This window comes from Pseudomonas sp. Leaf15, assembly GCF_001421425.1.
In the GTDB taxonomy this organism is placed as follows: Bacteria; Pseudomonadota; Gammaproteobacteria; order Pseudomonadales; family Pseudomonadaceae; genus Aquipseudomonas; species Aquipseudomonas salomonii.
In genome coordinates, this window is the sequence record NZ_LMKI01000012.1 from 17792 (window position 1) to 41956 (window position 24165).

The 24165-nt window shown below is 59.5% G+C and carries 22 protein-coding genes; 11 read left to right on the forward strand and 11 right to left on the reverse strand.

The window, feature by feature from the left end; translation table 11 throughout:
- Positions 1 to 98: 98 nt before the first annotated feature.
- Positions 99 to 752, reverse strand: coding sequence for a DsbA family oxidoreductase (locus ASE80_RS10435; RefSeq protein WP_056858836.1), 654 nt, complete (start codon positions 750 to 752; stop codon positions 99 to 101).
- A gap of 58 nt (positions 753 to 810) precedes the next feature.
- Positions 811 to 1830 (reverse strand): alpha/beta fold hydrolase, encoded by a 1020-nt coding sequence (locus ASE80_RS10440; protein ID WP_056858837.1) that lies wholly within the window; start codon positions 1828 to 1830, stop codon positions 811 to 813.
- A gap of 182 nt (positions 1831 to 2012) precedes the next feature.
- On the opposite strand from ASE80_RS10440, the gene metR reads away from it, so the two are divergent.
- Positions 2013 to 2930 carry a transcriptional regulator MetR gene (gene metR / locus ASE80_RS10445; RefSeq protein ID WP_056858838.1) on the forward strand — a complete coding sequence of 306 codons (918 nt, stop codon included), beginning with the start codon at positions 2013 to 2015 and terminating at the stop codon, positions 2928 to 2930.
- Between the two features lie 166 nt (positions 2931 to 3096).
- Here metR and ASE80_RS10450 read toward each other — a convergent pair whose 3' ends face one another.
- From ASE80_RS10450 to ASE80_RS10460, 3 genes are read right to left on the reverse strand one after another with little or no spacing between them, the layout of a single operon-like run.
- On the reverse strand, positions 3097 to 3603 hold the full coding sequence (locus ASE80_RS10450) for a GNAT family N-acetyltransferase (RefSeq protein WP_056858839.1): 507 nt from the start codon (positions 3601 to 3603) through the stop codon (positions 3097 to 3099).
- Positions 3597 to 4010, reverse strand: coding sequence for an NUDIX hydrolase (locus tag ASE80_RS10455; protein WP_056858840.1), 414 nt, complete (start codon positions 4008 to 4010; stop codon positions 3597 to 3599). Before ASE80_RS10455 ends, ASE80_RS10450 begins: the two co-directional genes overlap by 7 nt.
- Positions 4007 to 5320, reverse strand: coding sequence for an HD domain-containing phosphohydrolase (locus tag ASE80_RS10460; protein WP_056858841.1), 1314 nt, complete (start codon positions 5318 to 5320; stop codon positions 4007 to 4009). The genes ASE80_RS10455 and ASE80_RS10460 overlap by 4 nt, the downstream gene beginning before the upstream one ends.
- A 227-nt stretch (positions 5321 to 5547) precedes the next feature.
- Here ASE80_RS10460 and ASE80_RS10465 point away from each other — a divergent pair, with 227 nt between their 5' ends.
- The 4 genes from ASE80_RS10465 to ASE80_RS10480 are packed head-to-tail and all read left to right on the forward strand — an operon-like array spanning position 5548 to position 11605.
- Complete coding sequence (locus ASE80_RS10465; protein WP_056858842.1) at positions 5548 to 7422, forward strand: putative bifunctional diguanylate cyclase/phosphodiesterase; 1875 nt, start codon at positions 5548 to 5550, stop codon at positions 7420 to 7422.
- Positions 7423 to 7443: 21 nt separating this feature from the next.
- The gene (locus ASE80_RS10470; protein WP_056858843.1) at positions 7444 to 8406 is read left to right on the forward strand and encodes a cytochrome-c peroxidase; all 963 of its coding nucleotides are present in this window, start codon (positions 7444 to 7446) and stop codon (positions 8404 to 8406) included.
- The gene (locus tag ASE80_RS10475; protein ID WP_236708822.1) at positions 8403 to 10229 is read left to right on the forward strand and encodes a DAHL domain-containing protein; all 1827 of its coding nucleotides are present in this window, start codon (positions 8403 to 8405) and stop codon (positions 10227 to 10229) included. The genes ASE80_RS10470 and ASE80_RS10475 overlap by 4 nt, the downstream gene beginning before the upstream one ends.
- Positions 10226 to 11605 (forward strand): ATP-binding protein, encoded by a 1380-nt coding sequence (locus tag ASE80_RS10480; RefSeq protein ID WP_056858845.1) that lies wholly within the window; start codon positions 10226 to 10228, stop codon positions 11603 to 11605. The genes ASE80_RS10475 and ASE80_RS10480 overlap by 4 nt, the downstream gene beginning before the upstream one ends.
- A gap of 20 nt (positions 11606 to 11625) precedes the next feature.
- Here ASE80_RS10480 and ASE80_RS10485 read toward each other — a convergent pair whose 3' ends face one another.
- The 3 genes from ASE80_RS10485 to ASE80_RS10495 form a co-directional block, all read right to left on the reverse strand.
- Positions 11626 to 11898: a type B 50S ribosomal protein L31 gene (locus ASE80_RS10485; RefSeq protein ID WP_056858846.1), complete on the reverse strand. Its 273-nt coding sequence runs from the start codon at positions 11896 to 11898 to the stop codon at positions 11626 to 11628.
- A gap of 100 nt (positions 11899 to 11998) precedes the next feature.
- Complete coding sequence (locus ASE80_RS10490) at positions 11999 to 13324, reverse strand: APC family permease (RefSeq protein WP_056858847.1); 1326 nt, start codon at positions 13322 to 13324, stop codon at positions 11999 to 12001.
- 188 nt (positions 13325 to 13512) lie between these two features.
- On the reverse strand, positions 13513 to 14334 hold the full coding sequence (locus tag ASE80_RS10495) for a carbon-nitrogen hydrolase family protein (RefSeq protein ID WP_056858848.1): 822 nt from the start codon (positions 14332 to 14334) through the stop codon (positions 13513 to 13515).
- Positions 14335 to 14427: 93 nt separating this feature from the next.
- On the opposite strand from ASE80_RS10495, the gene ASE80_RS10500 reads away from it, so the two are divergent.
- The 5 genes from ASE80_RS10500 (at position 14428) to ASE80_RS10520 (ending at position 19912) form a co-directional block, all read left to right on the forward strand.
- Positions 14428 to 15192, forward strand: a complete 765-nt coding sequence (locus ASE80_RS10500) for a helix-turn-helix transcriptional regulator (RefSeq protein WP_056858849.1) — start codon at positions 14428 to 14430, stop codon at positions 15190 to 15192.
- 101 nt (positions 15193 to 15293) lie between these two features.
- The gene (gene bglX / locus ASE80_RS10505; RefSeq protein WP_056859194.1) at positions 15294 to 17555 is read left to right on the forward strand and encodes a beta-glucosidase BglX; all 2262 of its coding nucleotides are present in this window, start codon (positions 15294 to 15296) and stop codon (positions 17553 to 17555) included.
- Positions 17556 to 17638: 83 nt separating this feature from the next.
- The gene (locus ASE80_RS10510; protein WP_056858850.1) at positions 17639 to 19258 is read left to right on the forward strand and encodes an FMN-binding glutamate synthase family protein; all 1620 of its coding nucleotides are present in this window, start codon (positions 17639 to 17641) and stop codon (positions 19256 to 19258) included.
- 12 nt (positions 19259 to 19270) lie between these two features.
- The gene (locus tag ASE80_RS10515; RefSeq protein ID WP_056858851.1) at positions 19271 to 19555 is read left to right on the forward strand and encodes a putative quinol monooxygenase; all 285 of its coding nucleotides are present in this window, start codon (positions 19271 to 19273) and stop codon (positions 19553 to 19555) included.
- 60 nt (positions 19556 to 19615) lie between these two features.
- A complete protein-coding gene (locus tag ASE80_RS10520; protein ID WP_056858852.1) occupies positions 19616 to 19912 on the forward strand; it encodes a cupin domain-containing protein in 297 nt (98 codons plus the stop codon).
- A 14-nt stretch (positions 19913 to 19926) separates the two neighbouring features.
- Here ASE80_RS10520 and ASE80_RS10525 read toward each other — a convergent pair whose 3' ends face one another.
- Genes ASE80_RS10525 through ASE80_RS10535 form a run of 3 tightly spaced genes read right to left on the reverse strand, consistent with a single transcriptional unit; the run spans position 19927 to position 22792 of the window.
- Positions 19927 to 21420, reverse strand: coding sequence for a glycosyltransferase family 39 protein (locus ASE80_RS10525; RefSeq protein WP_162238847.1), 1494 nt, complete (start codon positions 21418 to 21420; stop codon positions 19927 to 19929).
- 44 nt (positions 21421 to 21464) lie between these two features.
- Positions 21465 to 22421 (reverse strand): glycosyltransferase family 2 protein, encoded by a 957-nt coding sequence (locus ASE80_RS10530; protein ID WP_056858854.1) that lies wholly within the window; start codon positions 22419 to 22421, stop codon positions 21465 to 21467.
- Complete coding sequence (locus ASE80_RS10535) at positions 22418 to 22792, reverse strand: GtrA family protein (RefSeq protein ID WP_056858855.1); 375 nt, start codon at positions 22790 to 22792, stop codon at positions 22418 to 22420. The genes ASE80_RS10530 and ASE80_RS10535 overlap by 4 nt, the downstream gene beginning before the upstream one ends.
- Positions 22793 to 23014: 222 nt before the next feature.
- On the opposite strand from ASE80_RS10535, the gene ASE80_RS10540 reads away from it, so the two are divergent.
- Positions 23015 to 24139 (forward strand): OpgC family protein, encoded by a 1125-nt coding sequence (locus ASE80_RS10540; protein ID WP_056858856.1) that lies wholly within the window; start codon positions 23015 to 23017, stop codon positions 24137 to 24139.
- Positions 24140 to 24165: the final 26 nt, after the last annotated feature.

Sequence of the window (24165 nt, forward strand, 5' to 3'; positions counted from 1 at the left end):
CGATAGCCACCGTGGTCTGACTGACAGACCGAAGCGCCTGCATCGCAGGCAAGCCAGCTCCCACACAAGCCTAGTGCGACAGGAAGATTTATCGGCGCTCAGGCCTTGGCTTCCTGGATGATCTGGCGAATCGCGCCCACAAAGGCCTCCACCGGCTGCCCACCGCTGACCGCGTACTGGTCGTTGAACACGATGGTGGGTACTGAAGTCACACCGCGTGAAATCCACAATTCTTCCTGCTCACGGACTTCGGCAGCGTATTCGTCGGACGCCAGAATCTGCGCCGCACGCTGGATATCCAGCCCGACGCTCTCGGCGATGATCGCCAGCGTCGCGTGGTCGGACGGGTCTTTCCCATCAGTGAAATACGCCTTGAACAGCGCTTCCTTGAGGTTGTACTGCAACCCTTCAAGCCCCGCCCAATGCAGCAGCCGGTGCGCGTCAAAGGTGTTGTAGATGCGGCTCTGCCCGTCCGTGCGAAAGGCAAAGCCCAGCGCCGCGCCCATGTCGCGGATACGCGCACGGTTGGCCTGGGACTCTTCAGCGGTGGAGCCGTATTTTTCAGTGATGTGCTCGACGATGTTCTGCCCTTCGGCGGGCATCTTCGGGTTCAGCTCGAACGGCTGGAAATGAATCTCGGCCTGCACCTCGCTGCCCAGTTGGTCGAGGGCTTCGGTCAGACCGCGCAGGCCGATAATGCACCAGGGGCAAGACACGTCGCTGACGAAATCGATTTTCAGGGGAGTACTCATGGCAGGCAACCTCGCTGGCAGTATTAATGCGCCGTAAAGGTTGCACGATACACCAACTTCACAACACCTTCGAAGGCTCGCCCAGGTCAATCTGCGCCCAATGCGCGGCATCTTCGCGATGGGCTTTGAGGTAAGGCAGCACTGCCGTCAACAGTGGCGCCTTGAATGCTTCCTGAAAACGGTGGGCCATGCCCGGTATGAGCTTCAGCTGGCTGCCCTGGATATGCGCGGCCAGGTGTACGCCGTGCATCACCGGCAACAACGGGTCGGCGGTGCCGTGCACCACCAGGGTCGGCACGCGCAATTGGTTAAGCAAGGGCACGCGGCTCGGCTCGGCCAAAATCGCCATGATCTGGCGCTTCACGCCGTCCGGGTTGAAGGCGCGGTCGTAGGACAGCGCAGCCTGATGCAGCAGCGCCTGGCGATCATCTTTCACGTTGGGGCTGCCCAGGGCGGCGAGTAAATCGGCTTGCTGTTCCAGCGCCACTTCACGGTTCGGCGCACTGCGCCGCGACAGCAACTGCACCAACGCGGCGTTGGGCGCCGGCAGGCCTTCGGCGCCGGAGCTGGTCATCACCAGGGTCAGGCTTTCGACCCGCTGCGGCGCCATGGCTGCCAGATGCTGGGCGATCATGCCGCCCATGCTTGCGCCCAACACGTGGAATTGCTGGACCTGCAGCGCGTCCATCAAGCCCAACGCATCGTCGGCCATGTCGGTCAGCGTGTACGGCGCCGCCACCGGCAAACCGAGTTTGTAGCGCAGCACTTCGAACGTCAGGTTGGCGCTGGCGGGCGCCTGGCGCCAGGTGGACAGGCCAACGTCACGGTTATCGTAGCGAATCACCCGAAAACCCTGTTCGCACAAGGCCACCACCACTTCATCCGGCCAGTGGATCAACTGCCCGCCCAGGCCCATGACCAGCAGCAACGCAGGGTCGGACGCTCGGCCGATACTCTGATAGGCGATGCTGACTTTTTCCACGTCGACCGTTTGGGTCGGGACATTGACATCACATCGAGAAGCCGCAAAGGACGGCAGGCCGAACAATAGAGCGGCCAGTAAACACCACACGCGCATGAAAAACACCGAAACGCAGAACCCCAGTAGAGCGCGAGTCTGATGAAGTTTGTTCAAGCGCGCTGCCACAGTTGCGTGACAGTTTGATGAAGTGCGCCCAACGGTCATGGTCGACATGACCGGTAACATGAGACAAACTCACGCGATATCTCTTCATCACAAATTATCTTCATGGAGCGCCCGTGCTCGAAATCCGCCACCTCAAGACCCTGCACGCGTTGCGCGAAGCCGACAGCCTGGTCGAAGCCGCCGAACGCCTGCACCTGACGCAATCGGCGCTGTCCCACCAGTTCAAGGAGCTGGAAGAGCGCCTGGGCATGCCGCTGTTCGTGCGCAAGACCAAGCCGCTGCGCTTCACCAGCGCCGGCCTGCGCCTGCTGCAACTGGCCGACGCCACCCTGCCCTTGCTGCGCGGCGCCGAACGCGACATCGCGCGCCTGGCCGGTGGCACCGCCGGGCGTTTGCACATGGCCATCGAGTGCCACAGCTGCTTTCAGTGGCTGATGCCGACCATCGACCAGTTCCGCGATGCCTGGCCAGAGGTTGAGCTGGACCTGGCCTCAGGTTTTGCCTTCGCGCCGCTGCCGGCCCTGGCCCGTGGCGACCTGGACCTGGTGGTGACCTCCGACCCGCTGGAACTGCCGGGCATCACCTATGTGCCCTTGTTTACCTACGAAGCCATGTTGGCCGTGGCCAACCAGCATGCGCTGGCGAACAAGTCGTATATCGTGCCGCAAGACTTGCTCAGCGAAACCCTGATCACCTACCCGGTTGAGCGCGACCGCCTGGACATTTTCACGCGGTTCCTGGAACCCGCTGACGTGGAACCGGCCCAGGTGCGCACCTCGGAGCTCACGGTGATGATGATGCAGCTGGTGGCCAGCGGCCGCGGCGTGTGCGGCATGCCGCATTGGGCGCTGCATGAATACAGCTCGCGTGGGTATGTGAAGGCCAAGCGTTTGGGCGAGAAGGGCTTGTTTGCGACGTTGTATGCGGGGATTCGGGCGGACATGCTGGACGCGCCGTATATGCGCGACTTCTTGCTGACCGCCAAGGACACCTCGTTTTCGACCCTGGATGGTGTCAGCGCCGTGCGTTAATCAGGCACAAATGAGGACTCTAATGTGGGAGCTGGCTTGTCGAATCGTCGCACCGCTGCGATGCAGACACCTCGGTGTGTCAGGTACACAGAGTTGATGCTATCGCAGCGGTGCGACGATTCGACAAGCCAGCTCCCACACAGAACTATGGTTCCCCTATGGAATTTCAGGCGCCTTTGAGTTCACGCCACATGTGGATCTTGTCGAAATATTCGATCCCCACCCGCACCGCCAACGGCTCCAGGCCGTATTGAATAAAACCGCAGCGCTGGTACAACGCGAACGCGGCGTCGTTGCCGGCGGTGACGGTCAGTTGGATCAGTTTGACGCCGGGCTGGTGGCGCGCCGCACTGAGCGCCGCCTCCAGCAACTCACGGCCCAGGCCCCTGCGCTGATAAGCCTCGGTCACGAACATGCCGAACAGCGTGACTTTGTGCCGGGCCTTTTCCCGGGGTTCGAAGGCCAGGCCGACAATGCCGGCCAAGGTGTCAGCCGCGAACGCGCCGAGTACCCGGTCCAACGGATTGTCCAGGCGCTTTTCCCACCAACTCATTGGCATCCGCGCGCGCTCGGCGACGCTGGAGGTAAACGCTTGGGGATAGGCGCCGTAGGCCTCAAGCATCAGCGCTCGATATGCCTCGGCGTCGTGGGCACCCAGTGGGCGAATCAGCATGCGGTGAGTGAAGCTCGGTAAAACGGCAGGATCAAATCCCGCGTTAAAGGCGCCAGGTGCAAGCCGCCGTCACCGGCCGGGTCGATCCAGCGCACTTCTTCAATCTCGGCAGCGGGCGTCACCGGCACATCAATGTGCACCTGGAACAGCTCGGCGTGCACCGTGAAACCCGGTTCGTTGGCGGCAGGCGCCGAGAACTGGCCCAAGTACACGGCGTCACTCGGTTTGATACACAGGTTCAGTTCTTCGTACAGCTCACGGGCCAGCGCCTCGGCGGGTTGCTCACCGGCGTCGATCTTGCCGCCGGGCTGCATGAACGCCTGGGTGCCACGTTTGCGTACCAGCAGGGTTTGACCGTCGCTGCCGATCAGCAGGGCGGCGGCAATTCGAATAGTGGAAATGCTCATGAAAGGATCGGTGTCTCTTCAGGTTGTTTGATAAATACGCTGTATTTCGCGCCTTCCATCGCCTCGAACGCGATCAGCTTGTCCACCAGCGGCAGGTTCAACACCTTGCCGGCGTTCAGCAACAGCATGCCGTTATCGGCATTGAGGTTGCGCGCCAGCACCATGCCGGCTTCCAGCTCTCGGGTGGAGAGGACCTTGACGTTGGGGTCGCCCAGGGTCACATCGCTGAGGAAGGCCGCGCAGGCCTGCACGAAGTCTTCCACCAGTTCCGGATCGTAAAGGCGCCCGGCGTACTTGCGGATATACAGCAACGCTTCGTCGCTGTTCAGATGCCGTTCAAGGATCAAGCCTTTTTGCAGTTCGATGAAGTCCACCGCCAGTTTAAGCAGGCGCGAGCCGGGCGGGATCGCATCGCCCTTGAGGTGATCGGGAAACCCCGTACCGTCCCAACGCTCCTGGTGGTGGCGAATGATCCGCGCCGCATCCTTCATGGGTTCGAGGGTCATCAGCAGCGATTCGCTCTGGGTCGGGTACTCGCGGTACAGGCCACGGTCGGTGCTGTGCAGCTTGTCCGACGGCGCAACCATCATGCTGTCGCTCCAACTCAGCTTACCGATGTTGTACAGCGCAGCGGCCATGGTCAGGTCGCGGGTGCTGGCTTCGTCGATGGACTGGGCCGCGCAGTAAACCCGCACCAGTTCGATCAAGGCGCGGTTGGTCTGTTTGTCCTTGGGCAAGCGCAGATTGGCCAACAGCGAAAACACTTCGGTACCGGTCACGTAGCTGCGTTTGAGCTCGTCGTAGGCCAGATCGAGCATGTCGGCGGTCTGTTGCAGCTCGCTGGTACGGGCTGCCACGCGTTTTTCCAGGTTGGCGTTCAACACCTTGAGCTGATCGTTCTGCTCATGGGCCAGGCGCTCCAGGCGCTGATGCTCCAGGGCCTGGCGCAACACCAGCGGCAGTTCTTCGTCATTCCAGGGCTTACTGATGTAGCGGTGAATCTGCCCTTCGTTGATCGCCTTGATGATCGTCGCCAGGTCAGCATAGCCGGTCAACAGGATGCGGCTGGTAGCCGGGTACAGCCGGTGCACTTCAGCCAGCAATTGCGCGCCGTCCATGCCGGGCATGCGGGCGTCGCTCATCACCAGGTCGATGGGCTGGGCCGCCATGATCTCCAGGGCCCGGGCGCCGCTGCCGGCGAGCACGACATTGAAAGGGTGGCCGCGCAACAGCCGGCGCAGGCTGTTGAGGATCGACTCTTCATCGTCAACCAGCAGAATCGTGGGTGGGGTCGCAAGTTGTTCGTCCATGGTTACTGCGCCTTAAAAATAAACGTAATTGAGCTGAATTGAACCCTGATATCCCGCCGCATTTCTGCGCTTGATGCACGTAGCCACGCAGCTGATTTGACGCCAATTGGCCGTCGATATCAAGGGAACTCAACTATGCTGTCTCAACCGGTACGTACTCCTCCCGGATGTCAAACCAAGGAAGGAAGCGTTATGCCATCGAACTTGTTGCCAATACAAAGTGCGCCATGAACCCGGACTCAGGGCGGGCCAACCGACGCATTCTGATCGTGGATGACACGGCGTCTATCCACGAAGATTTCCGCAAGATTCTGTGCGCCAACCCCCACGATGCCCCCTCACTGGACAGCCTGGAAGAAGCACTGTTCGGCACCGAGGTGCCGGTGCGCCAGACGTTTTTGCTGGATTCGGCCTATCAGGGCCAGGAAGCCCTTGCCCTGGTGAACAAGGCCCTGGCGGACGGTGCGCCCTACGCCATGGTGTTTATCGACATGCGTATGCCACCCGGCTGGGATGGTCTGCACACCATCGAACAGTTGTGGAGCGTCGACCCCAACCTGCAGATTGCCCTGTGCACCGCCTATTCCGATTACTCCTTTGAGGCCATCGAAGCGCGGTTGAAGTACAACGACCAGTTACTGATCCTGAAAAAACCCTTTGACCACCTGGAAATCCGCCAGATGGCCAGCGCCCTGACCTGGAAATGGCAGCTCGCCCAAGACGTCGCCCTCAAGGTGCGGAGCCTGGAGCGCACCATTGAAGAACGCGTGCAGGAACTGCTCAAAGTTTCGCACCTGCTGCAATACGACGCGCTCACGCAGTTGCCCAACAGCACCTTGCTGGGTGACCGCCTGACCCAGGCCATCGCCCTGGGCCGACGGCATGACACACAACTGGCGGTGATATTTATCGGGCTGGACCGCTTCAAGCGCATCAACAATGCCTTGGGGTATCCGGTGGGCGACGAGGTACTCCAGCAGGTCAGCCAGAGCCTGGTGGCGACGGTACGAGGCTCGGATTCAGTGTTTCGCTACGTGGCCGATGAGTTTGTGATTCTGCTCAACGATATCCAGCACCCGCAACAAACCCAGCATATTGCGCAAAAGTTGCTCACGGCCGTGCGCGCAACCCGCCACCTCGCCGGTCACGACCTGAGCGTCACCGCCAGCCTCGGCATCAGTATTTACCCCAATGACAGCAGCACCGCGGTGGAACTGATCAAACATGCCGAAACCGCCATGCACACCAGCAAGGAGCGCGGCCCGGGTGACTTCAGCTTTTATACCCAGACCATGAACCTGCGCGCGCAACAGCAACAGGGCCTGGAAAGTGCGATCCGCCAGGCCCTGGAGCGTGACGAGTTTGTGTTGCACTACCAGCCGAAACTGGAATTGAAAACCGGCAAAATCGTCGGTGCTGAAGCCCTGATACGTTGGTTTGAGCCGCGCTGGGGATGGATCAGCCCGTCTGAGTTCATTCTGGTGGCTGAAGACAGTGGGCTGATAGTGCCCTTGACCCAGTGGGTGCTGCGCCAGGCCTGCGAGCAAGGGCAAGCCTGGCGCGCCATGGGCTTGAGCCCGTTGTGCATCTCGGTAAACGTCTCGGCCATCGACTTTCGCCAGCGGGACTTTACCGACAACCTGGCCGAGATACTTACACAGACCGGCCTGCCGCCTGCCCAGCTGGAGCTGGAAATCACCGAAAGCGTGTTAATGCAGAATGTCGACGACACCGTTGCCACCTTGAACACGATCAAGGCCATGGGCGTGCGTCTGGCCCTGGATGACTTCGGCACCGGTTACTCCAGCCTCAGCTACCTGCGGCGCTTTTCCATCGATGTGCTGAAAATCGACCAATCTTTCGTGCACGGCATGAGCGTAAATAGCCAGGACGCCCAGCTGATCAGCGCTATCATCGCAATGGGCAAAAGTCTGAACCTGAGCATCGTTGCCGAAGGCGTGGAGACCCTCGAACAACTGAACTTCCTGCAAGCTCAGCGGTGCGAAGAAGGCCAAGGTTTTCTATTCAGCAAAGCCGTGCCCCCAAAGGATTTTGCGCAGTTGATGCAAGCCGGTCACCCTGCCCTGATGCCCGATCAATAGCCGATTGCAAGGAGTGCTCGCTTGAACGATGTATCAACCCACGGGCTCATCCTCACCTTATGGTTAAGCGCGAGTCTGCCACTGGCAGCCGCACCGCTGGACGAGGCACTCAAACCCTTGCCGGACGTGCCGACGCTGGACCCGGCCAAAGTCGAACTGGGCCGGCAACTGTTCAATGAGCCGCGCCTGTCAGCCAACAACACACTGTCCTGCTCCAGTTGCCATCGCCTGGCGTCCGGCGGCGGCGACGACAAGCCGTTTTCGATCGGTTTTGACGGCAAACCGGTAGAGGTCAACACCCCATCGGTGTTCAACGCCAGCCTGAACTTCAAACAGTTCTGGAATGGTCGTGTCGACACGCTGGAGGCGCAAGTCGAACACGCGGTCATCAGCACGGCAGAGATGGGCAGCGACTGGAAAACCGTGGTGCAGAACCTCGCCGCCGTGCCCGCCTACCAGAACGCATTCCAGCGGACCTATCCCGATGGCGTCACTGCGGCCAATGTGCAAAACGCCCTGGCCACCTATGAGCGCACGCTGCTCACGCCCGATTCGAGATTCGACCAATACTTGAAGGGCAATACAGAGATCCTCACCCTCAAGGAAAAGTACGGCTACCAGCATTTCAAAGATTACGGCTGTATCGCCTGTCACCAGGGAGTGAACATCGGCGGCAACATGTTTCAAAGATTCGGCGTGATGGATGACTACTTCACGGCCCGCGGCAACCCGGTCGAGTCAGACCTGGGGCGTTACCTGTTGACCAAGGATGAAGAGGACCGCTATGTGTTCAAGGTGCCCAGCCTGCGCAATGTGGCGGTCACCGCGCCCTACTTTCACGACGCTTCGGCCAAAAGCCTGGAAGAGGCCGTGGACGTAATGTTCAAATATCAACTGGGGCGCACTCCGACCCAGGAAGACAAGGACCTGATCATCCTGTTTCTCAAGACCCTGACTGGCCAATGGGCGGGCAAGCCGTTATGAGCCGACTGCCGAGCCTGTCCCGCCGCCGTACCAGCCAGCTGTTGCTGGGGTTGATGACCCTGCTGCTGGCCTCGACCCTGATCTTTTTGTACCTCATGTCCTCCCGCGACCAAACGGCCAGCTACACCCAGTCACGGGACCTGATCCGCCAGCTCCAGCAACTCAATGCGCAATGGGACAGCGAAGTGCTCAAGGCCCGGATCTCGATTACCCACAACTACGATCCGCTGGTGACACCGCTCACCGAAATGACGCGCATATGGGCCGAGCTGGGCAGCCGCGACACCTACCACAACACCGCCGACCGGCCCCTTTGGCGCGCCACCCAGCAAGCGTATCAAGCCGCCATCCAGGAAAAGGCGCGGCTGGTCGACCAGTTCAAATCCCACAATGCGGTGCTGCGCAACTCGCTGGCGTTTCTGCCGACCGCTGAAGACGAGATCCAGGCCCAGTTCAGTCGTATTGACGATGGAAGTCGGCAGCAACTGCAAAGCGTGGCCACCGACACCTACGACCTGCTGCTCAGCAGCCTGGAGTTCGCCCAGGTCACCAGTGACGATCGCGCCGCCGATATTCTGGTGGGCCTGGGCAAGCTGAAAGTCAACAAGGAGCGCCTGCCCAGTGAATTCCAGGCACCGGTCGTGATCCTCAGCAACCACATTTCACTGATCCTGCGCGAGCAGCCGGTGGTCAACAGCCTCCTCGAACGAATTGCCGCAGTGCCCGTGGCCGAGCGCCTGGATGACTTGACCACTCACCTCAACCAGGACCAGCAGGCGGCCGACCTCGTTGATCATCAATACCACCGCTACCTGTTGATTTTCTCAACCTTGCTGGTGGTGTTGCTGCTGTACCTGGCGGTACGCCTGTTGCGCAGTTTTGCCGAGATCAACCGGATAAATCGTGCCTTGCAGGCCGCCAACGAAACCCTGGAACACAGGGTGGAGCGGCGCACGCAACAGCTCAAGGACGCCCAGAGCGAGTTGATGGACAGCGCCCGCCAGGCAGGGATGGCGGAAATCGCCACGAACGTGTTGCACAACGTTGGCAACGTGCTCAACAGCGTGAACATTTCCGCCGATCTGGTGGCGCGCCAATTGCGCAACAGCAAGGTCCAGGGCCTGGGCAAAGCCATGCAACTGATCAACGCGCATCAGGGCGACCTGGGCACCTTCCTCAGCGAGGATGAAAAGGGCAAATTGCTGCCGGGCTACCTGAACCAGTTGGTCGAAGCGATTGCACTCGAACAGCAAGGCATGAGCGAGGAACTGACGCAACTGAGCAAAAGCGTTGACCACATCAAGGACATCGTCTCGACCCAGCAATCCTATGCCGGCGCCTCCACACTGCTCGAACCCGTCAACATCAGTGCGTTGATGGAAGACGCCCTGCGCATGAACGCCGGCGCTTTGAGCCGTCATCACGTCACGGTGGTCAAGGAGTACGCCCAGGTACCGGAGATTCTGGGCGACAAACACCGACTGTTGCTGATTATGGTCAACCTGATCAGCAACGCCAAGTACGCCATGTCCAACCTCAGTGACCGGCCACGGCAAATGACCCTGACCGTGCAACCGGCGGCTGACGAGACCCTGAAAATCAGTGTAAAGGACGATGGCGAAGGCATACCCGCCGAGAACATGACCCGGATATTCACCCACGGCTTCACCACGCGCAAAGAAGGCCACGGTTTCGGCCTGCACAGCTGCGCCCTGGCCGCCGTGGAAATGCACGGCCAACTCAGCGCCCACAGTGATGGGCCAGGCCTTGGCGCAGTGTTTACCCTGACGATTCCTCTCACCCTTGCCGGAACTGCCCCATGAACCAGCCTCCCAACCGGCGCATTCTGCTGATTGATGACACACCGTCAATTCATGAAGATTTTCGCAAGATTCTGATGCCGAGCGTGGCCTCCAACTCCGCACTGGATGACCTGGAGTCAGCGCTGTTCGGCGACGCCGCCACGCCTCAGGCTCAGGCATTCGACCTGCATTCGGCGTACGGCGGTGAAGAAGGCCTGGGTTTGCTGACCACGGCCATGGCAGAACAACGGCCCTACGCGCTGGCTTTTGTGGACATGCGCATGCCCCAGGGCTGGGACGGCGCGAAGACCATCGAGGCATTGTGGAAGGTCGACCCCGACCTGCAAGTGGTGGTGTGCACCGCGTACTCGGATTACTCCTGGGAGGACCTGCTCTTTCGCCTGCACGCCCATGACCGTTTGCTGATCCTGAAAAAACCCTTCGACAACATTGAAGTCCAGCAAATGGCCAACACCCTGGCCAACAAGTGGGACATGGCCCGTCGCGCCGCCTTGCAAACCTTGCACCTGGAACAGTTGGTGGAACAACGTACCCAGGCGCTGCAACTGGAAATCGACGAGCGCAAGCACTTGGAAAGCCAGCTGGTGCAGTCGGAAAAGCTCGCTTCACTGGGTCAGCTTGCCGCCGGTGTCGCCCATGAGATCAACAACCCGGTAGGCTTCATTTCGTCCAACCTCAACACCCTTGATGGCTACTTTAACCAGCTGCAACAGATGCTTGAAGCTTATCGCAACAGTGAGGAAATAATCGCATCGCAACCACAGCGCGACCAGCTCAAGGCCTTGCGCACTACGTTGGAGCTGGACTTTCTCAAGGAGGACATCCCGATCCTGATCCGCGAATCCAAGGATGGCATTGGCCGCGTGGTGCAAATCGTCAAAGACCTGAAAAATTTTTCGCGGGTGGACAACGACCAGACCTGGCAATTCTCCAACCTGCAACAAGGCATTGATTCGACGCTGAACATCGTCGCCAGCGAACTCAAGTACAAGGCTGATGTGGTCAAGCACTACATGCCGCTGCCGGACATCGAGTGCCTGGCGTCGCAGCTTAATCAAGTGGTGATGAATCTGGTGATCAACGCCGCACAGGCCATGGGCCCGGAACGCGGCACCATTACCATCAGCAATGGTGTGGAAGGTGAGAACATCTGGCTGGAAGTGGCGGACGACGGCTGTGGGATCGCGCCGCAAACCGTGCAGAAGATTTTCGACCCCTTCTTCACCACCAAACCCGTCGGCGAAGGCACCGGCTTGGGATTGTCACTGTCCTACGGCATCGTCAAGAAACACCAGGGCTCAATCTCGGTCAGCAGTGAACTGGGCAAGGGCACGACCTTTCGGGTGGTATTGCCGATTCGGCAAACGACGGCGTAGGGCACGCCGTCGAGTCTGGGTTATGCATCCGCTTTTTTTGAGCTGGACCCAAACGAAGCGAAACGCTTGTTGAACCCGGCAATCCGGCCTTCGACCTGGGTCTTGCGCTGCTGGCCGGTGTAGATCGGGTGCGAGGCGCTGGACACATCGAGCGGGATGTACGGGTAAGTGTTGCCGTCGCTGTGTGTATGGGTGCGGTCGCTGTCGGCGGTGGAGCCGATCAGGAAGAACACGTCGGCGGCGGTGTCGTGGAACAGCACGGTGCGGTAGTCGGGATGGATACCAGCTTTCATAAAGCCTCCGGGGCGTCTGGATGCAATTTAAGTGTTACACAGTAACATAAATCATGCACCCAAACGAGAACCGATTGCAATAAGAATAGGCCGACTGCTTCTATGCCACTTCCTGAAAGTCCATTTCCGGCGGTTGCCTTGAGAAACCGCGGGTGAGGAAGCCCAGGTACACCAGGCCAATCGCCAACCACACCGCGCCCAGGTAAATCGCCAGGTGATCGAGGCTGACCATCAGCCACAGGTCCGCCAACAGGCCGATGGTCGGGAAGACCAGGAACAGGATCACCTCACGCACACCGCGCGCTTTGGCGCCGATCCAGTAGTGAAAGATCACCGACAGGTTCACCAGGCTGAACGCCAGGAACGCACCGAAGTTGATGAACGAAGTCGAGGTGGTCACGTCGAGCTTCAAGGCCAGCAGGGCCACCACCGCACACAACAGGATGCTGTTGACCGGCGTGCCGAAGCGCGCATGCAAGGTGCCGAAGAATGACTTGGGCAACACGCCGTCACGGCCCATGGCGAACAACAGGCGCGAACCGCTGGCCTGGGCCGACAGCCCCGAGGCGAACTGGCCGACGATCAGGCCGATCAGGAAGATCGACACAAACAGGTCACCGCCCACGTTGCGCGCAATCTCATAGGCCGCCGAGTCCACATCGGCAAACTCAAACGATGGGTGGGCGATCTGCACGAAGTACGACACACCGACGAAGATCAGCCCGCCGATCAAGGTGATCAGCATGATCGCCCGTGGGATGGTGCGGCGTGGGTCGCGGGTTTCTTCGGTGAGGGTACTGACCGCGTCAAAGCCCAGGAACGAATAACAGGCGATGGCCGCGCCGCTCATGATCAGCGGCATGTGCATCTGGCCGTTGAAGAACGGGGCGATGGTCCATAGCGGCTTGCTTGCGTCACCGCCGATGTAGTGGATGCACAGCGCGACGAATGCGATCAGCACTAGAAATTGCACCAGCATCAGCAGCGCGTTGATGCCGTTGGCGAGCTTCAAGCCGATGATATTGATTGCCGTGGTGATGCCGATAAACGCCAGCACCCACACCCACTGCGGCACCGTCGGGAACGCCGAATGCAGGTACGCAGCGCCGATCAGCCAGATGGCCATGGGCAGGAACAGGTAGTCGAGCAACACCGCCCAACCGGCGATAAAACCCAGCTTGGGGCTGATAGCCTTGCGCACATAGCTGTAGGCGGAACCGGCCACCGGGAAAGCCTGGGCCATGCGCCCGTAGCTCATGGCAGTAAAGAACATCGCCACCAGCGCCGCGAGGTACGCGGCCGGCACCATGCCGCCGGTGGATTGCGCGAGGATGCCGAAGGTGCCAAGCACAATGATCGGCGTCATATACGCGATGCCAAACAGCACCACCGACCCTAACGACAGGGTGCGTTGCAAACGAGCCATGAGCGATTCTCCGCTGATTTATTAGATTTATGGCAGAACTGAAGTCGGTGAAGCAGGAGTCATTTTTCTTATTGATCGTCCCCACGCTCCGCGTGGGAATGCAGCCCAGGACGCTCCGCGTCGGCTCTTGAACATCGTGACGCGGAGCGTCACCTCAGGTATTCCCACGCAGAGCGTGGGAACCATCATCAGGGCTGGGGAATCAGCAATTCGCGCGCCCCATCGCCGTGCTCAATCACTTCGCCGGGCAATTTCAAGCGCTGGTCATTGAGGTAGCGGTAGTCCTTGCGTGCCGCCACCAATTGGTCGAGATCCAACTCGACGGTGAATTGCCCTTCCTCACGCCCGGCTTCAAACAGCAAGGTGCCGATCGGGTCCACCAGCGCGCTGCCGCCGGCGAACAACAGGTCTCCGTCGCCTTCTCCGACCCGGTTGACCATCAGCGCAAACGCCTGGTTTTCCTGGGCGCGGGCCATGATCGCGGTGCGGTGCGTGGGGCCGTAAGGGTCCATGTTGCCGTTGGTGACGATCAGCAGTTCGGCGCCCAACTGCGCCAGGGCGCGGGCGGTTTCCGGGAACTCGATGTCGTAGCAGATCAGCAGGCCGACGCGCACGCCGTTCCACAGGCACGTGGTGTAGCGATCACCCGGGTTGAACACGCCGCGATCCGAAGCCCACAGGTGGGTCTTGCGATACCGCAGGGCGATGCCTTCGGGGGTGATCAGCAAGGTGGTGTTATAGAACTGGCCATCGTCGTGCTCGGCCATGCCGATGACCACGGCAATATTGCGCGCACGGGCCGCCTGGATAACCGCGTGTACGGTGGGGCCGTCTACCGGTTCGGCGATCGCGGCGACGGTCTCGGCCGACGGGAAGCCCATCAGGTGGGTTTCCGGGAAGACGATCAGTTGCGTGTCGGCGGCGCACGCAGCAATGGCCGCTAAGGCGCGCTCAAGGTTGTAAGCTGTACCGTTATCGCGGCCTGCCAATTGGGCAAATTCGACCTTCATGGGTATTCCTTGTTCTTTATCCGTGCCGCAGTATGCGCAGCCAACACCGGCCAGGGAATTACGCGGCCGGGGTAACCCGATAGGGGTAGATTGATGAGCATGACGCTGCAAGACATCGCCTGGCACCGTTCGGTGGGGCAAATGATAGACGCCCTGGACCAGCCCAACTTCTGGACCCAGCTGGTGCGGCTGTTGGACCAGTACGTGCCGTCCGACAGTTGGGTGGCCTTGCTGTTCAGCAGTGACCACCGCCCGCTGGTGTTCGCCGAATGCCCAGGCGCCGACGGCGCGCCGGACCCTCTGTTCCAGGACTACCTCAACGGCCTGTACCTGCTTGACCCGTTCTACATCGCCAGCCGCGAACAGGCGCGCACCGGCCTGTTGCGCCTGGCGGACGTGGCGCCGGAGCATTTCGAGCTGACCGAGTACTACCAGCGCTACTTTCGCCTGAACGTGGTGGCCGATGAAATCCAGTTCAATTGCCACCTGCCGGACGGGCGCACTCTGTGCCTGTCGCTGGGGTCAAAACAGCGTTTTGACCCACAGCAAATTGCCCTGCTGTCACTGATCCAGCCTTGGGTGGTGAGCCTGCTGCGCCAGCGCCTGCCCCATGAACTGAACCAGGTGAGCGCGCCGCAACCGCCGATTCAAAATGATGATTGGGGCGCGCAACTCACCGCCCGCGAGCTGGATGTAGGCCGCTTGATGCTCAGCGGTTGCTCCAGCAAGGAGATCGCCCGCAAGCTGGAAATCTCGGTGGAGACCGTGAAAGTCCATAAGAAACACATGTACAGCAAGCTGGGGATCAAATCCCAGTCGGAGCTGTTTTCGATCTTTCTTCAGGCGCAAAACGCCTGACCATTTGTCTGAAACCGTTGATGAGCTGTTATTTCTGACAGTAGACGGGTGTACCTGCGCACCGAACACTCATGGGCATCTTTCGGCCAGCGCTGACAACCATGCCCACTCGCCTCTTGCTGCTATTGCTGAGCTTTTCGTCCTTGATCGCAACCGCCCAGGATGATGTTGTCGAACGCCTCCTGGCGCAAATGACGCTGGAGGAAAAAGTCGCCCAACTCAGCCTGCTCGGCATCAAGGAGACGCCGACCGGCACTATTGTTGATCAAGACGGCTTGGAAGAACGGCCAACGTTAACCGTCGGTTCGGTCATCGGAGCCTACGGTGCCGAGCTGACCCGCACGCTGCAAGCACAGGCCGTGCAAGGTTCGCGCTTACATATACCGCTGCTGTTCACCCTTGATGTTATCCATGGCTTTCACACCGTGTTCCCGGTGCCTCTGGCGGAGGCTGCGGCCTGGGACGCTCAACTGACGCAACGAAGTGCCCGCGCGTTGGCCGTTGAAGCCACCGCCAGCGGTGTGCACTGGACCTACGCTCCCGTAGTCGACATAGCGCGAGACCCACGTTGGGGACGCGTGGTGGAGGGTGCTGGTGAAGACCCGTTTCTCGGCTCGATCCTGGCGGCTGCGCGAGTGCGCGGCTTTCACGGTTCAGGCCCGCCTGATACCTCGTACATGATGGCTACCGCTAAACACTTTGTTGCCTATGGGGCTGGCGAGGGCGGGCGGGATTACAACGTCGCCGATCTGTCGGAACGAACCTTGATGGAGGTCTACCTGCCTCCGTTCCAGGCGGCCGTAGCCGCGGGCGTTGACGCAATCATGCCCGCTTTCAACGAGGTCGCCGCCACTCCCACGCACAGCAACAAGGCCTTACTGACAGGGCTGTTGCGTCAGAAGTTGGGCTTCACCGGTATTATCGTCAGCGATTACTCCGCCATAGAGGAACTGATCCAGCACGGCATCGCCCGCACCCCATCCGATGCGGCTTGGCTAGGCTTCAACGCTGGCGTGAATATCGAAATGGCCAGCCAGACCTACAGGCAGCACCTGCCGACGCTCATACGCAACGGCCAGGTTTCAATGGCAGTCGTGGACGAAGCCGTGCGCCGCGTACTCAAGGCCAAGCAGCGTCTGGGACTGTTTGAAGACCCTTACCGTTACAGCAACGTAAACCGCGAAGCCAATAGCCTGCTAATACCGCAGCACCGTGCTCTCGCCCGTGAGGCGGGGCAAAAGTCCATTGTATTGTTGAAAAACAACCACCAACTACTGCCTCTCTCAAAGAAACTGGGCAGGCTGCTGGTCGTCGGAAGCTTAGCCACAGATGCCGCCGCCACGCTCGGGCCAGCATCTTGGCCCGGCACTTCAGAAAATGCGGTAACCCTCCTGCAAGGTATAAAAAACATCGTATCCAACGACACTGATGTGACCTACCTGCCAGGTGCCTCCCCCGTCAGCTCAGACACTCAAGGTATCGCGGCCGCCCAAAAGGCCGCCCGCGACGTCGACGTGGTAGTGGCAGTACTGGGCGAAAACGCCGAGCAGAGCGGCGAAGCCCATAGCCGCGCCGAACTTGGCCTGCCCGGTGCCCAGGATGCGTTACTGCGAGCACTGCTGGACACCGGCAAACCCATAGTGGTCGTCCTGATGAATGGTCGCCCCTTGGTGTTTTCGGATACCGTTCAACAGGCCCCGGCACTGCTTGAAACCTGGTTTCTTGGCAGTGAAATGGGGAATGCTGTGGCGGATGTGCTATTTGGCGACGTAAACCCCAGCGCCAAACTGCCTATCACCTTCCCACGCAGCGTGGGGCAGATTCCCATTTACTACGCACACAAAAATACGGGCCGCCCCAACAGCAACGCCGACGGTTTGCCGGACATTTTCAGTTCCAACTACATGGATATCAATCACGCGCCAGCCTACCCATTTGGCTTTGGCCTGAGCTACACCACGTTCGCCTACTCTAAGCCTCGGCTCAGCGCCCAGCGGTTGGCGTCCCACCAGTCGTTGACCGTCGAGGTCACCGTCACCAACACCGGCAAGCGTGCAGGCGACGAAATCGTCCAGTTGTACCTGCGCGATGACGTCGCCAGCGTGACCCGCCCGGTCCGACAGCTGCGCGGGTTTCGCAAAGTGCATCTGGCCCCCGGCGAGGCGCAGAGCGTGACGTTCACCCTCGATCAAAAGGACTTCGCCTTGCTGGATTTGAACCTCTCGCCCGTGGTCGAAGCGGGCACCTTTACCGTCTTCGTCGGGGCCGACTCGACCGCCACCCACCAGGCGCAATTCGAGGTCACCGATAGCCGCCAGTTGTCTATTCCGGGCCAGTCTGTCCCACCGGTGCAGCCAAACTGATTATTCCCATAGGTTGTCTATGGTTTCCCTACAGGCGCAGAATGGCCGATCGACCTGTAGAGTTGAACCTGAGGAAAAACCGTATGAGCCTGTCGTTGCTAAGCCGTTACGCCTTCTTTGCCGTGTGCGTCATTTTTACCCTCGCCAGCCTCCCTTTTATCCAACATGAATGGCTGTGGCCCATCACCGTGGTCACCGGCGTCCTCAGCCTGATCGGCCTTTTCGACCTGCTGCAAAGCCCCCATGCGGTACGCCGCAACTACCCGATCCTGGGCAATATCCGTTACCTGGTGGAAGCCATCCGCCCGGAGATCCGCCAGTACCTGCTCGAATCCGACAGCGACGCCCTGCCCTTCTCCCGGGCTCAACGCTCGCTGGTCTACTCGCGCGCCAAGAACGAAACCGCCGACAAGCCCTTTGGCACCCTGATCGACGTGTACCAGTCAGGCTTCGAGTTTATCGGCCACTCCATGCGCCCGGCGCCGCTCAGCGACCCCAGCGCCTTTCGCGTGATGGTCGGCGGCCCGCAGTGCACCCAACCTTACTCGGCCTCGGTGTTCAACATCTCGGCCATGAGCTTCGGCTCGCTGAGTGCCAATGCGATTCGCGCGTTGAACCAGGGCGCCAAGCTCGGCAACTTTGCCCATGACACCGGCGAAGGCAGCATCAGCCCCTACCACCGCGAAAACGGCGGCGACCTGACCTGGGAACTGGGCAGCGGTTACTTCGGCTGCCGCACCAGCGACGGCCGTTTCGACCCGGAGCGCTTTGCCGTGCAGGCGCAGAACCCGCAAGTGCGCATGATCGAAATCAAGATGAGCCAGGGCGCCAAGCCCGGCCACGGCGGCATCCTGCCCAAGCACAAAGTCACCCAGGAAATCGCCGAAACGCGCGGCATCATGATGGGCGAGGACTGCATCTCGCCGTCGCGCCACAGCGCGTTTTCCACACCGATCGAGATGATGCAGTTCATCGCCCAACTGCGTGAACTGTCCGGCGGCAAACCGGTGGGCTTCAAGTTTTGCCTGGGCCACCCATGGGAATTCATGGGCATCGCCAAGGCCATGCTCGAAACCGGCATCCTCCCGGACTTTATCGTGGTCGACGGCAAGGAAGGCGGCACCGGCGCCGCGCCGGTGGAGTTCACCGACCATATCGGCGTGCCGCTGCGTGAGGGCCTGCTGTTTGTGCACAACACCCTGGTGGGCCTGAACCTGCGCGACAAGATCAAGCTCGGCGCCAGCGGCAAGATCGTCAGCGCCTTCGATATCGCCAGCGTGCTGGCCATCGGCGCCGACTGGGCCAACTCGGCGCGCGGCTTTATGTTCGCCATCGGTTGCATCCAGTCGCAAAGCTGCCACACCAACAAATGCCCGACGGGCGTGGCCACCCAAGACCCGCTGCGCCAGCGTGCGCTGGTGGTGCCCGACAAAGCCCAGCGCGTGTTCAACTTCCACCGCAACACGCTGCACGCCTTGGCGGAAATGCTCGCTGCGGCCGGCCTGGATCATCCCTCGCAACTGTCGGCCAAGCATTTGGTGCGGCGCATGTCGGCAACTGAAATCAAACTGTTCTCGCAGTTGCATGTGTTCCTCAAGCCTGGCGAGTTGCTCACCGGCGAGGTGAACGGCGAGTTCTATTCGCGCATGTGGCAGATGGCGCGGGCCGATAGTTTTGAGCCGCATGAAGTCGCCGCTGCGTAAGGAATGCCTGCCATGTTGAAAGTCATCGCTGAAGATTTTATCCAGCCTGAACACCTGGACACCGTGCGCGCGTGGTACACCGAACTGGTGGAGAAAACCCGCCAGGAACCGCTGTGCATCGCCTACGATCTGTTTGTCGATCAAAACGACCCAGGGCACTTCATCTTTATCGAGCAGTGGCCCGACCAGGCGGCGCTGGACGCTCATTGCCAGACCGAACACTTCACCCGGCTGGTGCCGAAAATCAACGAGCACCAGGCCAAAACCTGCCGTGTCTTGCTGATGGACGCGTTCTGAAAACACTTACTCCCCGCTGAACCGGACCACCGACGGCATCGTTGAAACAAGGAGCTTCACATGCCGTTATTCGACTTCAGCGCCATTGCCGCGCAACTGCCCGAGAGCTGGAAATCCAAGTGCCTGGGCCAGGTCGGCCCGGCGCGGATCAAGGTGTTGCGTATGGATGAGCAGGCTTATGAGGAGGAAACCCATGATTACAATGAGGGGTTGCTGGTGATCGACGGTCAATTGCGCTTGAGCGTCGGTGATCAGGAGATTCGGGTGAGCGCCGGGCAGATGTACTTTGTGGAAGCAGGGGTTGCACATGCCGTAGCTGCTGGGAGCCATGGCACGTTGGTGATAATCGATACGTAGGTAAACCGGCATCGCTAAAGCGCTTGGTAAAGACGCAGCTCAAGGTCTCCCGCGGGCAAATAGTCGATCGCCTGCCTCTTACCACGGTAAGGGTGATGTACGTCCAGGCTTGGATTGCCAGTCACCCACCACACTCTGCGAGCGCTGTTAGGCTCACCGTCAGGGTCGACCAGGAAGTGCTCATCCCAAGTATCTAACATAAGTGTTAATGCTCCATACCCATTTGGCCGACTCAGCTTTTCTCTGCCAAAGGATTCATCCAACAGATACAAGGCTTTATCGGAACCATTATAAAAAGCTGCGCTAAAATAAAAAAAGCCACCTCCCACCACAACCATATCGGTCTTCTGCTGATGATCACGAATGTAATTAAACACCTGTTCCATACGTACTACTTGACCGCTTTTTACATAGCCAACTTCACTTTCTTGGTTGTAAATGGCATTTAACCCAATCAGTTCCAAACCTATAACGCAAAAAAACAATAGTGCGGACACTGCCGCATGCGTGCGTCTGAGACCCACTATCGCACCCGTCAGTAGCAAGGGCAGCCCAGCAGCGGAAAAAGCCACATACCGCTCCAGATAAGCTGGCATTAACAATGAAAGGCAAAACAGCACGAGCATAGGCACAAAAGAAAAAAACGTCAGCAGAATGGAGAGCCGATACTGGGTCCTGTCCTGAAAAACTACCCATCCAGTCGCCACCATCATTCCTATGGGTACCAACCAGTACCCTACCCGCCAAGCCCCTTGTGGAGATAGCAACGTAAAAAACCGCCACACCGTGTTCGGTAAAGTATAAAGGTTGCCTACTGCCAACCACGCCACATTGCCGACCTCTTCTATTTTCGCGTAGTGCCTTATTAAATCAAACAGACTAAATAGCCAAGGTACATAAGCAACAGCTACCAGCGCATTACACATCCACCACACGTTGCTTGTAACGTGTGGTGCCTTCACTGAGGGATGTACCCGTAGCACAATCAAGTACAGCCAATGTGCCAAAGCAGCAAGCACCGCGTAATAGTGTGTGTAAAGTGCGGCCGTCATACACAAGGCATACAAAAGGCAATAACGATATTGCGCCGACTTTCTCATCCAATAGATCAATGCAAGTGTCGCGCCCATCAGAAACATAGCTTCCACTGCGTACATTCGGGCTTCCTGGCTCAATCGAACCGACATCGGTAACAAAGCCAGAAACAGCCCGAACACCAATGATGCTCGAGAACCGAAGACGCTGCGCGCCATCAGCACTCCCAGGGGGACCGTCAACGTGCCGGCGATGGCACTCAGACTCCGGATCGATAATGGTGTTTTTCCAAACACCTCCATCCAACAGTGAAGCAACAGGTAATAGAGAGGTGGGTGAACATCTCTTCCGGTGTGAAACCAGATCGCTTCAGGTGACAACGCGCTTATCCAGACACTAAAGGCTTCGTCGTACCAGACATAAGCATCCGTGATCGCGTAAAACCGAATACCGGCCGCGAGTACAGTGATCAACAGTAATATCGCAAAATACCTTGTACCCTCTGTCCTAAGCTGAGTCATCGTCCGCTCCCTGACGCGCGCGCCGGGCGGTCATACTGGATAACATCCTTCACCACATACCTGGGCCGATGCTTGGCCTCCATATAAATCCGCCCCACATACTCCCCCAATATCCCAATCCCGATCAGTTGCACCCCGCCCAAAAACAAAATCGCCGTCATCAGCGACGGATACCCCGGCACGTCATTGCCGAACAACACTTTGTCGACGATCAAAAAACCCGCATAAACCAACGCCACCAGCGAAATACACCCACCGATATAACTCCAAAGCCGCAGTGGCAGGGTGCTGAACGAGGTGATGCCGTCCAGCGCCAGGTTCCAGAGTTTCCAGGCGTTGAACTTGCTCTGGCCCATAGTGCGCGGGGCGCGGTCGTATTCGACGATGGCCACGGTAAAGCCGGCCCAGGACAACACGCCTTTCATGAACAGTTGCTGCTCGGGCAGGGCCTTGATCACGTCGACTACCTTGCGGTCCATCAGCCGGAAGTCGCCGACGTTTTCCTCGATGTGGGTGTAGGCGATGCGGTTGAGCAGGTGGTAGAACAGCGAAGCAGTGTGGCGCTTGAGGTAACCGTCACTGGCGCGGTTGCGGCGTTTGGCCAACACCACATCGGCACCTTTTTGCCATTCGGCAAGCAATTGCGGAACGACCTCGACCGGGTCTTGCAAGTCCACGTCCATGGGCACCACCGCGTCACCCGTGGCGTACTCCAACCCGGCGAACAAGGCGGCTTCCTTGCCGAAGTTGCGCGAGAAGTTGATCAACCTCACGTCGCTGTCAGCCATGGCGAGCGCGTGCACCCGTTCGGCGGTGCGGTCGGTGCTGCCGTCGTTGATAAACACAATCTCGACCGTATGTTTGCGCAACAAAGGCTCCTGCCGCGCCGCGCGGTAGAACCCATCCACGGCCTGCTCCTCGTTGTACAGCGGCACCACCAGCGAGACTCTCATTGTTCACGCTCGCGAAACACCACCCAGCGCGACAGTAAAAACCCGCATACCAGACTGACCAGCGAAAACACCAGCACGGTGACCATGCCCGGCACGCCCCAGCGATCGGCCAGCCCGCCCACCACCAGGCTCAAGCCGCCCATGCACAGCATGAACAGCCCGTAACGCGGCAATGAGGGCGGCATGGAAAAGGTGTAAAGCGCATTCATGTAAAAGGACAGCGACGCCGCCGCCGCGAAGGCAAGAAAATTGCTCGCCGCCTGGCTCATCTCAAACGCGGTCCTGAACACAAAAAACAGCTGCCAATGGATCACCGTATTGGCGATACCAATGACCGTGTAGCTGGAGAATCCCTTCCATACTCGGCGCATAAAGTTGTCCTGTGGCGGCTGGCCCAGCAAGCCATGACGCGCCCACGGCGTCTACTGTCAAAGTTGACAGGTAGCCCGCCCGCCGCATTGAGACATTCAGTAATACCCAGCCTTTGCAATTGCTTACAAATACCGCCAACCTGCGCGCGCCCGACGTGCGGCGTGTGACAACACGCGCATTCGTCTGTCATGACTTAAACCATTGCCCAAGAGCCCGCTGCCATGCTGAACGGACGCGACCCGCGCATCGATTTTTTTCGGGGCCTGGCGTTGATCTTTATTTTCTGGGATCACGTCCCCCACAACCCACTCGGCCAGATCACCCTGCGCAATATCGGTTTCAGCGATGCCGCTGAAGTGTTTGTATTCCTTGCCGGTTATGCCTCAGTGCTGGCCTATGGCAAGGTCTTGCAACGCGAAGGTTACTGGATGGCCTGCCTGAAGATCCTGCGGCGCACCTGGGTGCTTTACGTGGTGCATATCTTCTTGCTGGCGATGCTGATGGGCATCGTGTTCTTCGCCAACAGCCATGTAGAAACCCGCGACCTGGTGCAGGAGATGGGCCTGACGCACTTTGTCACCCAACCACAGCAAGCGTTGGTGGATGAATTGCTGCTGCGCTTCAAGCCCAACCTGATGGACCCGTTGCCCTTGTATATCGTGCTGCTGGCCGGCCTGCCGCTGGTGTTGCCGTGGCTCTTGCGCAAAACCTGGTGGGTGGTCGCGGGTTCGATGGCGGTGTACCTGCTGGCGCCACACCTGGGTTGGAACCTGGCAGCGATTGCCGACGGGGTGTGGTACTTCAACCCGGTGACCTGGCAGTTCCTGTTCGTGCTGGGCGGCGCGGCGGCGATTCATGGGCAACAACCCCGCGCGCAGGACCATCGGCCACTGCTGCGGCAGCCGCTGTTCATGATGGCCGCGACCTACGCATTGATGGCCGGCGTGATCACGATCGGCTGGCGCTGGCCCGAAGTGCATGACGCACTGATGCCGCACGCGCTCAGTGAACTGTTGTACCCGATCAGCAAGACCGACCTGTCGCCGGTGCGTCTCCTGCATTTCCTGGCCTTGGCCTATGTCACCGCCAAACTGTTGCCGGGGCGTGCCTGGACGCAAAACTGGCTGGCACAGCAGTCCTGCCGGATGGGCCGCTTTTCGCTGGAAGTGTTCTGCCTTGGCGTGTTGTTGGCGCCGCTCGCGGACATGGTCAACGCCATGGCCGGCGATGCCTTTGCCATGCAAATTTTTACCGCACTTGTGGGCGTTGCCTTGATGGCGGTGTTGGGCGCCTGGCTGGAGTTCAACAAACGGCTGGACCAATCGACACGCATGGCCGTCGCCTGAAAACAAAAAGCCCCGATCAAGGGGCT

Excerpts from the sequence above, each read along its gene's own strand:
- ASE80_RS10435 (WP_056858836.1), bottom strand. The coding sequence starts at position 752 with ATGAGTACTCCCCTGAAAATCGATTTCGTCAGCGACGTGTCTTGCCCC.
- ASE80_RS10440 (WP_056858837.1), bottom strand. The coding sequence starts at position 1,830 with ATGCGCGTGTGGTGTTTACTGGCCGCTCTATTGTTCGGCCTGCCGTCC.
- ASE80_RS10450 (WP_056858839.1), bottom strand. The coding sequence starts at position 3,603 with ATGCTGATTCGCCCACTGGGTGCCCACGACGCCGAGGCATATCGAGCG.
- ASE80_RS10455 (WP_056858840.1), bottom strand. The coding sequence starts at position 4,010 with ATGAGCATTTCCACTATTCGAATTGCCGCCGCCCTGCTGATCGGCAGC.
- ASE80_RS10460 (WP_056858841.1), bottom strand. The coding sequence starts at position 5,320 with ATGGACGAACAACTTGCGACCCCACCCACGATTCTGCTGGTTGACGAT.
- ASE80_RS10465 (WP_056858842.1), top strand. The coding sequence starts at position 5,548 with ATGAACCCGGACTCAGGGCGGGCCAACCGACGCATTCTGATCGTGGAT.
- ASE80_RS10475 (WP_236708822.1), top strand. The coding sequence starts at position 8,403 with ATGAGCCGACTGCCGAGCCTGTCCCGCCGCCGTACCAGCCAGCTGTTG.
- ASE80_RS10480 (WP_056858845.1), top strand. The coding sequence starts at position 10,226 with ATGAACCAGCCTCCCAACCGGCGCATTCTGCTGATTGATGACACACCG.
- ASE80_RS10485 (WP_056858846.1), bottom strand. The coding sequence starts at position 11,898 with ATGAAAGCTGGTATCCATCCCGACTACCGCACCGTGCTGTTCCACGAC.
- ASE80_RS10490 (WP_056858847.1), bottom strand. The coding sequence starts at position 13,324 with ATGGCTCGTTTGCAACGCACCCTGTCGTTAGGGTCGGTGGTGCTGTTT.
- ASE80_RS10495 (WP_056858848.1), bottom strand. The coding sequence starts at position 14,334 with ATGAAGGTCGAATTTGCCCAATTGGCAGGCCGCGATAACGGTACAGCT.
- ASE80_RS10500 (WP_056858849.1), top strand. The coding sequence starts at position 14,428 with ATGAGCATGACGCTGCAAGACATCGCCTGGCACCGTTCGGTGGGGCAA.
- bglX (WP_056859194.1), top strand. The coding sequence starts at position 15,294 with ATGCCCACTCGCCTCTTGCTGCTATTGCTGAGCTTTTCGTCCTTGATC.
- ASE80_RS10510 (WP_056858850.1), top strand. The coding sequence starts at position 17,639 with ATGAGCCTGTCGTTGCTAAGCCGTTACGCCTTCTTTGCCGTGTGCGTC.
- ASE80_RS10515 (WP_056858851.1), top strand. The coding sequence starts at position 19,271 with ATGTTGAAAGTCATCGCTGAAGATTTTATCCAGCCTGAACACCTGGAC.
- ASE80_RS10520 (WP_056858852.1), top strand. The coding sequence starts at position 19,616 with ATGCCGTTATTCGACTTCAGCGCCATTGCCGCGCAACTGCCCGAGAGC.
- ASE80_RS10530 (WP_056858854.1), bottom strand. The coding sequence starts at position 22,421 with ATGAGAGTCTCGCTGGTGGTGCCGCTGTACAACGAGGAGCAGGCCGTG.
- ASE80_RS10535 (WP_056858855.1), bottom strand. The coding sequence starts at position 22,792 with ATGCGCCGAGTATGGAAGGGATTCTCCAGCTACACGGTCATTGGTATC.
- ASE80_RS10540 (WP_056858856.1), top strand. The coding sequence starts at position 23,015 with ATGCTGAACGGACGCGACCCGCGCATCGATTTTTTTCGGGGCCTGGCG.